This is a genomic window from Kluyvera sp. EC_51 (assembly GCF_019584505.1).
Taxonomy (GTDB): domain Bacteria; phylum Pseudomonadota; class Gammaproteobacteria; order Enterobacterales; family Enterobacteriaceae; genus Kluyvera; species Kluyvera sichuanensis.
On the sequence record NZ_VDAG01000122.1, the window covers coordinates 101915 to 114724 of the forward strand.

Consider the following 12810-nt stretch of genomic DNA (forward strand, 5'->3'; position numbering starts at 1 on the left):
GGTGCGTAGAAATACGAAAAAAACAGACGCCACCAAACCTAAACGCTTCATCAACAAAGATTAATCTCCACAATTCTTACATTTGTTGAAATTGTGTTGAGAATCTCGTTGCTTAAATAGGCAAATCTTTCTTATGAGATTATTCCTATGTCCAGCCTCGCCGAACTTTCCCTCTCCACTGCCCTGCAGCCAGAATCCAGTTGGCATTTCTTTCGGCTGCTATCAACCGGTGCGTTAACGCCTGGCCGAGCGTGGGAAAATCCAGGCTATCGCTTTAAGTTCATGCTGCGTTCACTGAGCACGCCGCGCATGACCGGCAAGCTGCTGGCGAACCTGGCAAAACAACCACATTTAAAACAGATCCTTGATGTACAGCCTGGTCTACCGTGCCGTCTGCACCGTCCGTGGTTGTCTGTCCACACCGATCATCAACAGACCATCGAGGCGTTAAGCTGGCACTACCAGCAGTTGCTGAGCCATCTGCCGGAACATGTAACGAAAGGCTACCTCTCACCGCACGGCGCGCTGTTGGCGACCATTAACGGCAAAGACGGTCAGCAGTACGCTATTCGCCTCAACGCAGATGCCATGCAGGATAAAGAAGGTGAAGCAACGCTAACGTTTCGTGATGAAAACAACACCGTGCTGGCGGAGCTAACGTTTACGTTATGCCAGTTCAACGGGGCGGATACCTTTTATATTGGGGGTTTGCAGGGGGCGAAGGCGCACGTTCCACATCAGCTAATCCAGACAGCAACAAAAGCCTGTCATGGCCTGTTCCCGAAACGCCTGGTGGTGGATGCGCTGTTAACGCTGGCGACACCGCTGTCGGTAGAACACGTTCGCGCCGTCAGCAACGAGACGCATATCTACCAGAGCCTGCGCTATCGTCGTAAAAAACGCGACAAACTGCATGCCGATTACAACAGCTTCTGGGAATCGCTCAGCGCAACGGTAGATAGCAAAGGAGATTACGTGCTGCCGCTGATGCTGCCACGTAAAACCATGGAAGAGATTGCCAGCAAAAAACGGGCGGAGTACCGCCGCCGCTACGAGCTGCTGGATACGCTCCAGCAGCAGATTTTGCAGACCAGCAAGCGCTAATCTGCCTTCCCGCGCGCCAGCCAGACGACGCGGGAAAACATTTTCTTCAGTAAAGGCGGTACGGCTTCAGTCCCCCGCCGGCCCGCCTCCATCGCCACTTCAATGGCCAGATCGGGTTTTGACGAGCGATGGATAGCCTTGGTAATCACCCGACGCATATTCATCGGGATATTCTCCGGTAACTGAGCAACGCGATGATAGACGCTGGAAAATCCCTGCTTATACATAAAGTGTTCCATGTCCAGCGCCGGCAGCGTGGTCAGGTGATGATGTTCCTGATCCCGGTCGTTGTTGAGTAAACCACGCACGGTGGCGGCATACTTCTTCCCGGCCTCATCACCGTCGACCAGCACGTGCCATTCAATGCCCATCCGGCGCGCAAACTTAATAAGCGGCTTTAACCCCGACTGGGCAAATTCAATCACCTTCACCCCTTCAGCATCAAAGTGATGGCCGCACTGGCGCGCCAGTTCGTTAATCACCCAGGTCTCCGTCTCGCCTTCCACCAGCAGCCAGCAGCGGGCAAACAGCGATGAAGCGCGGTTAAAGCGGATATGGAAGGAGATGCGGCGGCTATCTTCAGCGTTCATCCCTTCCGGCCCTAAGCGCCAGGCGGAAACGCGGGACGATTCACGCACCAGACGGCAAACGTACTGCATCGGCGTCAGCGACAGCAGTTCACCAGAGTTCGTGGTGGCAATACGCTGCAATGGCAACAAGTTCAGCAGGCTCCAGGCCACAGAGAGCATAATGGGGTGCAGTCGGGTTTCCGGGTCTTCCACCAGCAGCAGCGGGCGAGCGTCTTTATCCAGCCTGACCGTCCCTTTCGCCTGCAATAAGGTGGCAAACATGCCCAGCAGGATCACCCGGTGATTGCGGGCGCCGGGTTTATCTATCATGCGGTTAATAAGATCGAGATAGCGCCAGCTACGCTGTTCATCGTGAGAGCGCCGACGCATCAGGCGCTGAATCGCCGGGCCGGATCCCTGTTCTGAAAAGTAGTGTTCGAGCAGTTGCCCCATCGCCGAGAGCCCCTGGCGAATTTGCCCATCGCTCAGGTTCTGTGGGCTGGTGACCAGCTCACGCGACAAATAATCCAGCTGACGAGCGGTAATCTCGACATCCGGTACGTTCGGCACGGTGCCGTTACGAATACGACGCATAAAACGGGCATCGCGCAGGCGCAGCACCGGCATCAGGCGAATCAGTTCGCGCGCGCAGGCATCGATATCATCCAGTTCCAGCGCCTGGCCGTCGCTGTCGATAAAGCTGCGTAAAGTCAGTACGCTACCGTCGGCGGCCAGTTCACCTTCCAGGCGATAGAAAATGCGCTGATAGCCGTCAGGGCACAGCGACCAGCAGCCGGTGAGGCCACGGTAGCGACGCCCGCGGTAGCGTCCCGGCTCGTTCTCGCGAAAGGTCAGAATAATATGCAGATGATGTTCGCGCCCCTGAACATCGCCGGGCGGGAACCAGAAATCGTTGCGGACAAAGTGATACAGCCCTTCATGCGGGGAAAGCAGCAGCGTCAATGCATCCAGCAGACTCGACTTACCCCAGGCGTTTTCGCCGATTAAGACATTATTTTGTTCCAGCATTAACGACAAACGGTTGATGCCGCGAAACCCTGCAATCTCGGTGCGCTCAAGAAGCATAACTCCTCCGTAACACAATACGCCTGCTCTCCTTTCATTCTCGCAGTATAGCGGCATGGAGGGGCGTTGACATCCGCTCATTCCATTACTTTCAGGTAGAAGAAGGCGTCATTAACCGTGCAAAGTAATAAAATGCGCTCTCAATCACTCTTCACGATTATTCCGAAAATAATGCACTACACTCTAAATTAAAGAATGAATTGCTCAAGGATTAACACCACATTGTTTTGTATCAAAGTTCGCGTATTTATTTAACTGGTTAAGGGATGACGTTAGTTTCTAAAATAGCGCTGACTATGCCTGCCGCTCAATTCAGGCCGGTATAAATTCAGTCGTCATCCTTTATGACGATGATATTTTTAATTCGAGGTGGTTATGTTTAGAAAATTGGCTGCAGAGTGCTTTGGCACCTTCTGGCTGGTATTTGGTGGTTGCGGCAGTGCGGTTCTGGCTGCAGCATTCCCAGAGTTAGGGATTGGCTTTGCGGGTGTGGCGCTGGCGTTCGGTTTAACCGTTCTCACCATGGCTTTTGCTGTAGGGCACATTTCTGGCGGCCATTTTAACCCGGCAGTGACGCTGGGCCTGTGGGCGGGCGGTCGTTTCCCAGCTAAAGACGTTATCGGTTATATCATTGCTCAGGTTGTGGGCGGGATTATCGCTGCTGCTATTCTGTATCTCATCGCCAGCGGTAAAGCAGGCTTTGACGCAGCAGCCAGTGGTTTCGCTTCTAACGGCTACGGCGAACACTCACCGGGTGGCTACTCCATGCTGTCCGCTATCGTGATTGAAATCGTACTGACCTGTGGCTTCCTGCTGGTTATCCACGGTGCAACTGATAAAAATGCGCCAGCGGGCTTCGCCCCTATTGCTATCGGTCTGGCGCTGACCCTGATCCACCTGATCAGCATCCCAGTGACTAACACCTCTGTTAACCCGGCGCGTAGTACTGCAGTGGCTATCTTCCAGGGCGGTTGGGCACTGAACCAGCTGTGGCTCTTCTGGGTCATGCCAATTATCGGCGGTATCCTCGGTGGTCTGATTTATCGCACCCTGCTGGAAAAGAAATAATACGGCTGTAGCCCGGACGAGGCGCTCAGGCGCCGACTCCGGGTATCCCCGGCGGCGCTTCGCTTGATCGGGCTACATAAGAAAGACCCGGCTTTGTCGGGTCTTTCTTTTTTCGTGGCTTTACTCAGAATGGGGTTTTCGGTAGTGTCTGTGCGCTATTTCAACACTGCAAGGAACTGAGCTCGCCATGTTATCGGGATTGCTAATCATTCTGGTGCCACTCATTATCGGCTACCTTATCCCCCTCACCCACCGCAGCGCGCTGCAGCTAATCAACCGTCTGCTGAGCTGGATTGTTTATCTTATTCTCTTCTTTATGGGGATCAGTCTGGCATTCCTGGATAATCTGGCGGATAACCTGTTAGCTATTTTCCACTATTCCGCCATTAGTATTGTGGTTATTTTAGCGTGCAATATGCTGGCGCTAATGTGGCTTGAAAAAGTGCGTCCGTGGGGGCATCCACACCATCAGGAAAAATTACCGTCCCGCGTCGCCATGGCGCTGGAATCATTAAAACTGTGCTTTGTGGTTATAGCCGGTTTTGTGGTTGGACTAAGCGGTTTTGCTTTTTTACAGCATGCCACCGACGCCAGCGAATATACGCTTATCTTCCTCCTGTTCCTTGTAGGTATTCAGCTGAGAAATAGTGGTATGACGCTGCGACAGATAATTCTCAATCGCCGTGGCATGCTAATTGCGCTGGTGGTGGTCGCAAGCTCTATGGTAGCCGGGGTGATTAACGCTTTTCTGCTCGGACTGCCGATTAAAACCGGAATGGCGATGGCTTCTGGATTCGGCTGGTATTCGCTCTCAGGTATTCTTCTGACTGATGCTTATGGCCCGGTGATCGGCAGCGCCACCTTCTTTAATGACCTCGCGCGCGAACTGCTCGCCATCATGCTGATCCCCGGTCTGGTTCGCCGCAGTCGCTCAACGGCGCTGGGGCTATGTGGCGCAACGTCAATGGACTTTACCCTGCCGGTGCTACAACGTTCCGGTGGCGTAGAAATGGTGCCACCTGCCATCGTCCACGGCTTCCTGCTGAGCCTGTTGGTTCCTCTGATGATGGCCTTCTTCACCGCCTGATACCTCTATGGCGGTAGCCCCGGCTGCCGCCAAAATTGCGCTAAATCAACCTCCCTTTAAGTTGCACCAGAAATCCCTTTTCAAGGCTAAGCACCAGGCTTACCCTTAAACATGTATATTAAATATAACTTTAAAAGGTGTGACCATGTTTTGTGTGCAATGTGAACAAACCATCCGTACTCCGGCAGGGAACGGCTGCTCTTATGCACAGGGTATGTGCGGTAAGACCGCAGAAACGTCCGATCTGCAGGATCTGCTGATTGCGTCCCTGCAAGGTCTGTCCGCATGGGCGGTTAAAGCTCGCGAATACGGCATTATCAGCCACGACGTCGATAACTTCGCCCCGCGCGCGTTCTTCTCTACCCTGACTAACGTTAACTTCGATTCCCCACGTATCGTTGGCTATGCCCGTGAAGCCATCGCGATGCGTGATGCGCTGAAAGCACAGTGCCTGGCCGTAGATGCCAACGCCACCGTTGATAACCCAATGGCTGACCTGCAGCTGGCCAGCGACGATCTGGGAGCCCTGCAACAGCAGGCCGCTGAGTTCACCCCAAACAAAGATAAAGCAGCTATCGGTGAAAACATTATGGGCCTGCGTCTGCTGTGCCTGTACGGCCTGAAAGGTGCGGCGGCCTATATGGAACATGCCCACGTTCTCGGCCAGTACGACAACGACATCTACGCGCAGTACCACAAAATCATGGCGTGGCTGGGCACCTGGCCTTCCGACATGAACGCTCTGCTGGAGTGTTCAATGGAAATCGGCCAGATGAACTTCAAAGTGATGAGCATTCTGGACGCCGGTGAAACCACTAAATACGGTCACCCAACGCCAACTCAGGTCAACGTGAAAGCGACCGAAGGTAAATGTATTCTGATCTCCGGCCACGACCTGAAAGACCTTTACAACCTGCTGGAGCAAACTGAAGGCACCGGCGTTAACGTCTATACCCACGGCGAAATGCTGCCAGCACACGGCTACCCAGAGCTGCGTAAATTCAAACACCTGATCGGTAACTACGGCAGCGGCTGGCAGAACCAGCAGGTTGAATTTGCCCGCTTCCCTGGCCCAATCGTGATGACCTCTAACTGCATCATCGACCCAACCGTAGGCGCGTACGACGACCGTATCTGGACCCGTAGCATCGTCGGCTGGCCGGGCGTAAGCCACCTTGAAGGCGACAACTTCGGCCCGGTTATCGCTCAGGCACAGCAGATGGCTGGCTTCCCGTACAGCGAAATCCCACACCTGATCACCGTTGGTTTTGGCCGTCAGACCCTGCTGGGCGCAGCGGATACTCTGATCGATCTGGTGAGCCGCGAAAAACTGCGTCACATCTTCCTGGTCGGCGGCTGCGACGGCGCACGCGGTGAACGTAACTACTTCACCGATTTCGCCACCAGCGTACCGGATGACTGCCTGATCCTGACCCTGGCCTGCGGTAAATACCGCTTCAACAAGCTGGAGTTCGGCGATATCGAAGGCCTGCCGCGTCTGGTCGATGCCGGTCAGTGTAACGATGCTTACTCTGCCATTATCCTGGCGGTAACGCTGGCAGAAAAACTGGGCTGCGGCGTGAACGACCTGCCGCTGTCTCTGGTGCTCTCCTGGTTCGAACAGAAGGCGATTGTGATCCTGCTGACCCTGCTCTCTCTGGGCGTGAAAAACATCGTCACTGGCCCAACTGCACCAGGCTTCTTCACGCCGGACCTGCTGGCAGTCCTCAACGAGAAATTCGGTCTGCGTTCCGTGACCACCGTTGAAGAAGATATGAAGCAGCTGCTGAGCGCGTAAGGAGTAAAGAATGACAATGCCAACACATCAGTGCCCATGGCGGATGCAGGTTCACCACATCCATCAGGAAACGCCGGACGTATGGACAATTTCGTTGCTCTGCCACGACTATTATCCGTACCACGCCGGGCAGTATGCACTGGTCAGCGTGCGCAACTCAGCGGATACGCTGCGTGCTTACACTATCTCCTCTACGCCGGGCGTGAGCGAATACATTACGCTGACCGTCCGCCGTATTGATGACGGTGCCGGTTCGCAGTGGCTGACCCGCGATGTGAAGCGCGGCGACTACATCTGGCTGTCCGATGCGATGGGTGAATTTACCTGTGAAGATAAAGCAGATGACAAGTTCCTGATGCTGGCCGCCGGCTGCGGCGTTACGCCGATTATGTCGATGCGTCGCTGGTTGGCGAAGTACCGTCCAGAGGCCGATGTCCAGGTTATTTTTAACGTGCGCTCGCCACAGGATGTCATTTTTGCCGAAGAGTGGCGCCAGTATCCGGTCACGCTGGTCGCGGAAAATAATGCAACCCATGGCTTTGTTTCTGGCCGACTGAGTACTGAACTGCTGAAAAGCGTGCCGGACCTGGCTTCTCGCACCGTGATGACCTGCGGCCCAGCGCCGTACATGGATATGGTCGAGAAAGAGGTGAAGGCGCTTGGCGTGACGCGCTTCTTTAAAGAGAAGTTCTTTACCCCGGTGGCTGATGCAGCAACCAGCGGCCTGAAGTTCACCAAGCTGCAGCCGGCAAAAGAGTTCTACGCACCGGTCGGCACCACGCTGCTGGACGCGCTGGAAAGTAACAAAATGCCAATCGTTGCCGCATGCCGCGCAGGCGTTTGCGGTTGCTGTAAAACCAAAGTGGTTTCCGGCGAGTATACGGTTACCAGCACCATGACGTTGACCGAGGCAGAAATCGCCGACGGCTACGTACTGGCCTGTTCCTGCCATCCGCAGGGCGATCTGGTACTGGCGTAATCGGCGCTACGATGTGAAAAGGCCACCCGGTTTTGCCGGGTGGCCTTTTTTACGTCTGTGGGTGCCATGAAGATAGCCAACACATAAAGAGTGGCGGGGATGACTCCCCGCCGGTGCTCTTACTCGGATTCGTAAGCCGTAAAACAGCCACCTCGGTTTGCCCCGTTTTCAGACGCACCTCGCAGAGATCTTTTCTCGTTATCAGCACCACCATAACAACGGTAATACAGATAATTATCAATGTGATAAATCTCCAGCTTTGCTGCTTCATGGCTAACATCTCCTTGCCTTTCGGCGGGTAAGAGGCTAGCCTGTATGCGTCGAGCATATAGGGGCCCCATTCGATTTAGAGTCGAGTGGGGCTTTTCTCTATCTACCGCAGAGTACCTGAAGCAGATAGCCTCAAGCACCCGAGCGCATTTTCACCCTTTCCTGCATTACCGTCTGCCGAGATGTCGGTCCGAATCCAAACTATTGCCAGGCTGATTTCCCGCCCAGCGCATATTTGCCAGCACCGAGAAACGCAATCGCCAGCGCCGCCACAAAGAAGTACACCAGACTTTCAATCGCCCATGCCCCGGTTTTATCCAGTGCGACGGTTTTATCCAGCCCAACCATCAGCCATGCCACAACCATCGTAAACGCTAACACCAGCGCCGCAGGGCGGGTCAGTACCCCGAGGATCAGCAGGATAGGCGCAACCACCTCACCCACCAGCACGCCATAGGCGATAAAGCCCGGCAGCCCTTTTGCTACCAGCATCGCACTAATCCCGTCAACCCCATCAAACAACTTGTGCAGCCCATGGAACTGCATCAGGCCGCCGACGACAAGACGCAGTAATAATTTGCCAAAATCCTCGTGCGACAACGTGCGGTTCACTGCCTGGAGCAACTTTATAATCATTTAAATTTTTTCCCTGTTTATCCCTGTAGAACATTTACCGTACTACTTCTCATTTACGAAAAATACCTGCTGAAAATAAGGGTATTTTTTGAGTGAAACGACGGATTTAATCTGAAAGTGTAACCTGTATCACAATTCAATCGGGTAAATACAAAGAAAAGCACTGAACGACGACTCATAGACCACTTAGTGGAGTCAGAAATAAATCCATTACACGACGTTCTGATTTAGACCTTTAGTTATACTATTTTAAATAACCAGACTTTGAATCGGCTTTAGGATTTTTCACTTTAACTATAAGCTACCACCTTATCAATCGGATAAACATTTGTATAATTAATCATATAATGGAATAGTACTTAATTACTCAAGCTTAATATTTAATATCAATCCTTCATGCTGTATATTTTCAATCCATGTCAGTAGCATGGGTATCTTCAATAAATATGTCTGATGAAGAATATGGAAATCATTGTATTATAATCTGATGGATGCAGAAAAGAATGCGAGATAAATTGTTGGTGATGTTCTTAATGGTATTGTTACTAATACTCTGTTTATACTATCCCCACGTATGATGCACTCATAGCGGGGATAAATTATAGAGGGTAACAAATTGGTGATTCTTATACCGCCAGGATAGTTAGCCTGATACGATTTTTGATCAATAAACATTTTATTTCATCATACACACCATCATAGCCACAATCTTTTTTCAGATACGTTCGTTGAACGAGGAATTCGTAGGTTCGGAACAAATTATAGCTTTGCACGCTAAATTTTAAGTTTAATTTAACCATTGCATTGCGTATGTAATTCAGAGCGCTTTTTTTACTGACTCGCAACTCTTTTGATATTGTCAGTATATCCTCCCCCATAAAAAACATTCGAACCGCCAATAACTCATTTCTCGGCACTAGTCTTTGAAATAAGATATTTCCAATATTATAATGACAGTTATTTCTGGATTTTGCATTCCTGATAAAATCATTAACTTTAGATTCAATTTCATTTATTTCTGATGATAATTCGATATATATCACCGGACAGACGAAATTAACATGCTGTAGTAGGTATATTTCATTTATGTTATTAACAAGCATAAAAATACCACATGCCGTCACTAATTTATTGGAATTCAAATACATCAATGCCTCTGGCATCGTTGTATCAATGATCAGAAAGCAAGGCTCACAGTTAAAACTATCACACTTTTGTATTATGCCTTCCATTCCCTTCATGAGTGGAAAATTATTGGTCACAAATGAAATCATCATTTCCCCAGAGTTTTAAAGATATTTAACAATAGCAATAAACATATATGTTTTTATTTTTTAAAATGTAACAGGAATGATCTTTGCAACAAAAATAATTCAACATCATTAAGTTGCTGGCTTTAAAAATCACATTTCTTTTACACACATTATTATTACCACTTTGATTAACGCTATGTCATTACGGGAATTTAAATTATGGGTAAAGGCATAAAAAGTATATTTATATTAATGATACACGTCACTTTGCATTAAAAATGCTAATATAAAAATTGAATAATCTCATTGACTAAAACGTTAATACACTACCCTCATTGCTTATTTTAACCCTAACCATTGGTTCGATTTGCGCCCAACGTAACCAGGATCGATAGAGAACCGAAGATAAAAAACCGAATGAGGGTGACGCGATCAAACTGGCGAAAAACCACTGGCTCAGGTAAAAATGGGGGCATTATTCTGAGTTAAAAGGAAATGCCGTGATCGACCTACGCAGTGATACCGTAACCCGCCCGACGCGCGCCATGCTGGAAGAGATGATGGCCGCACCGGTCGGTGATGATGTTTATGGCGACGACCCTACCGTTAACGCCCTCCAGCAATACGCCGCTGAACTGTCTGGTAAAGAGGCGGCGCTTTTCTTACCTACCGGTACCCAGGCCAACCTGGTAGCCCTGCTGAGCCACTGCGAACGCGGTGAAGAGTATATTGTCGGCCAGGGCGCGCATAACTATCTGTATGAAGCGGGCGGTGCCGCGGTGCTGGGCAGTATCCAGCCACAACCTATTGATGCCGCCTCAGACGGCACGCTGCCGCTCGATAAAGTGGCGGCGAAAATCAAAGCCGACGATATCCACTTCGCGCGCACTAAGCTGCTGAGCATCGAAAACACCCACAACGGCAAAGTGCTGCCGCAAGCGTACCTGAAAGACGCGTGGGAATTTACCCGCGAGCGCGGCCTGGCACTGCACGTAGACGGCGCACGCATCTTCAACGCCCTGGTCAGCTATGGCTGCGAGCTTAAAGATATCGCCCAGTACTGCGACTCGTTCACCATCTGCCTCTCTAAAGGCCTCGGCACACCGGTTGGTTCACTGCTGGTTGGCAGCCACGACTACATTAAGCGAGCAAACCGCTGGCGTAAAATGACCGGCGGTGGAATGCGCCAGGCAGGCATTCTGGCGGCAGCCGGGCTGTATGCGCTGAAAAACAACGTTGCCCGCCTGCAGGATGACCACAACAACGCCGCATGGCTTGCCGGGCAGCTGCGTGAGATTGGTGCGGATGTGATGCGCCATGATACCAATATGCTGTTTGTCCGCGTCGGCGACGCTCACGCTGCCCAGTTGGGTGAGTACATGAAGGAACGTGGGGTATTGATTAACGCCTCCCCTGTCGTGCGCCTGGTGACCCATCTGGACGTTAATCGCCAGCAGCTCACGGAAGTCGTCTCACACTGGAAAGCCTTTTTAGCCCGCTAAGGAGCCTGACGTGCCACGTACTATTCTGGTTTTTGGTGCCAGCGGCTATATCGGCCAGCACCTGGTGTCTGAATTAAGCCAGCGCGGATATACCGTGCGGGCCGTGGCGCGTCGTATTGAGCGGCTGCAAAAACTTCAACTTCCGGGCGTGACCTGTTATTCGGTCGATCTGGAAAAAACCACCGATGTCGCCAGGCTGCTTAACGGCGTCGATACCGTCTACTACCTGGTACACGGTATGGGTGAGAGTAAAGATTTTATTAAGCACGAACGTCGGGTGGCGGAAAACGTGCGCGACGCGCTACTGATAACCCCGGTTAAGCAGCTGATCTTCTTAAGCTCGCTCCAGGCTCCGGAACATGAACAGTCCCCGCATCTGCGCGCCCGCCAGCTCACCGCCGATATTTTGCGCAGCGCGGGCGTACCGGTGAGCGAACTGCGTGCCGGCATCATTGTCGGCGCAGGTTCAGCCGCTTTTGAGGTGATGCGCGACATGGTGTACAACCTGCCGGTACTTACCCCGCCGCGCTGGGTACGTTCGCGTACCACCCCTATCGCGCTGGAAAACCTGCTGGTCTACCTGGTCGAACTCTTAAACCATCCGTCAACGGAGCACCGCGTGTTCGAAGCGGCAGGCCCGGAGGAGCTGACCTACCAGCAGCAGTTTGAACATTTTATGGCGGTCAGCGGTCGCCATCGGCCGCTTATCCCGATCCCACTTCCCACCAGCTGGATCTCGGTGTGGTTCTTAAACGTAATTACCTCCGTGCCGCCGACGATCGCCAAAGCGCTGATCCAGGGATTAAAGCACGATCTGCTGGCGGACGATCGCACGCTGCGGGCGCTGATCCCGCAGCAGTTGATCCCTTTCGACGAAGCGGTGCGCCGCACGCTGGAAGAGGAAAAAAAGCTCGCCAACTCCAGCGACTGGGGCTACGACGCGCAGGCCTTTGCCCGCTGGCGACCCGAGTACGGCTTTTTTGCCAAGCAAGCTGGCTTTACCGTACAGACTTCCGCGAGCCTCCCCGCCCTGTGGCAGGTAGTTAATCGTCTGGGCGGTAAAGAGGGCTATTTCTTCGGTAACGTACTGTGGAAAACGCGCGCAGCGATGGATCTGCTGGTCGGCCATCGGCTCGCCAAAGGCCGCCCGCCGCGAGATATGCTACAGGTAGGTGATACCGTCGACAGCTGGAAGGTGATTATCGTTGAGCCGGAAAAAGCGCTAACCTTACTGTTCGGCATGAAGGCGCCGGGCCTTGGTCGTCTGAGCTTTACCATGGTCGATAAAGGCACGCATCGGGAACTGGACGTTCGCGCCTGGTGGCATCCACACGGTATGCCAGGATTACTGTACTGGCTGTTGATGATCCCGGCACATCTGTTTATCTTCCGGGGAATGGCGCGGCGTATCACCCGTCTGGCAGAAGAAGCGACAGGAAAAAGTGCGCAATAACCCTT

11 protein-coding genes are annotated in these 12810 nt (G+C 52.2%); 7 read left to right on the forward strand and 4 right to left on the reverse strand.

Going from position 1 to position 12810, the window contains the following annotated elements:
* Window positions 1-147 precede the first annotated feature (147 nt).
* Window positions 148-1104: a VirK/YbjX family protein gene (locus FHC49_RS23930; protein ID WP_220441023.1), complete on the forward strand. Its 957-nt coding sequence runs from the start codon at window positions 148-150 to the stop codon at window positions 1102-1104.
* Here FHC49_RS23930 and FHC49_RS23935 read toward each other — a convergent pair.
* On the reverse strand, window positions 1101-2759 hold the full coding sequence (locus FHC49_RS23935; RefSeq protein ID WP_185666593.1) for an ATP-dependent endonuclease: 1659 nt from the start codon (window positions 2757-2759) through the stop codon (window positions 1101-1103). The genes FHC49_RS23930 and FHC49_RS23935 overlap by 4 nt on opposite strands.
* Before the next feature lie 375 nt (window positions 2760-3134).
* Here FHC49_RS23935 and aqpZ point away from each other — a divergent pair, with 375 nt between their 5' ends.
* From aqpZ to hcr, 4 genes are all read left to right on the forward strand, one after another.
* Window positions 3135-3827: an aquaporin Z gene (gene aqpZ / locus FHC49_RS23940; protein WP_185666594.1), complete on the forward strand. Its 693-nt coding sequence runs from the start codon at window positions 3135-3137 to the stop codon at window positions 3825-3827.
* A 187-nt stretch (window positions 3828-4014) separates the two neighbouring features.
* Complete coding sequence (locus FHC49_RS23945) at window positions 4015-4914, forward strand: lysine exporter LysO family protein (protein WP_185666596.1); 900 nt, start codon at window positions 4015-4017, stop codon at window positions 4912-4914.
* A gap of 145 nt (window positions 4915-5059) precedes the next feature.
* A complete protein-coding gene (gene hcp / locus FHC49_RS23950; protein WP_220441024.1) occupies window positions 5060-6712 on the forward strand; it encodes a hydroxylamine reductase in 1653 nt (550 codons plus the stop codon).
* Window positions 6713-6722: 10 nt separating this feature from the next.
* Complete coding sequence (gene hcr, locus FHC49_RS23955; protein ID WP_220441025.1) at window positions 6723-7691, forward strand: NADH oxidoreductase; 969 nt, start codon at window positions 6723-6725, stop codon at window positions 7689-7691.
* Window positions 7692-7740: 49 nt separating this feature from the next.
* On the opposite strand, the gene FHC49_RS24855 is transcribed toward hcr, so the two are convergent.
* The 3 genes from FHC49_RS24855 to FHC49_RS23970 all read right to left on the reverse strand — a co-directional run bounded on the left by FHC49_RS24855 (window position 7741) and on the right by FHC49_RS23970 (window position 9874).
* Window positions 7741-8019: a Hok/Gef family protein gene (locus FHC49_RS24855; protein ID WP_370631790.1), complete on the reverse strand. Its 279-nt coding sequence runs from the start codon at window positions 8017-8019 to the stop codon at window positions 7741-7743.
* Between the two features lie 143 nt (window positions 8020-8162).
* On the reverse strand, window positions 8163-8597 hold the full coding sequence (locus tag FHC49_RS23965; RefSeq protein ID WP_220441026.1) for a DoxX family protein: 435 nt from the start codon (window positions 8595-8597) through the stop codon (window positions 8163-8165).
* A gap of 626 nt (window positions 8598-9223) precedes the next feature.
* Window positions 9224-9874, reverse strand: coding sequence for a hypothetical protein (locus FHC49_RS23970; protein ID WP_220441027.1), 651 nt, complete (start codon window positions 9872-9874; stop codon window positions 9224-9226).
* A 476-nt stretch (window positions 9875-10350) separates the two neighbouring features.
* On the opposite strand from FHC49_RS23970, the gene ltaE reads away from it, so the two are divergent.
* Together ltaE and FHC49_RS23980 are read left to right on the forward strand one after the other, a co-directional pair.
* On the forward strand, window positions 10351-11352 hold the full coding sequence (gene ltaE, locus FHC49_RS23975; protein WP_220441028.1) for a low-specificity L-threonine aldolase: 1002 nt from the start codon (window positions 10351-10353) through the stop codon (window positions 11350-11352).
* A 10-nt stretch (window positions 11353-11362) separates the two neighbouring features.
* Window positions 11363-12805 (forward strand): SDR family oxidoreductase, encoded by a 1443-nt coding sequence (locus tag FHC49_RS23980; protein ID WP_220441029.1) that lies wholly within the window; start codon window positions 11363-11365, stop codon window positions 12803-12805.
* Window positions 12806-12810: the final 5 nt, after the last annotated feature.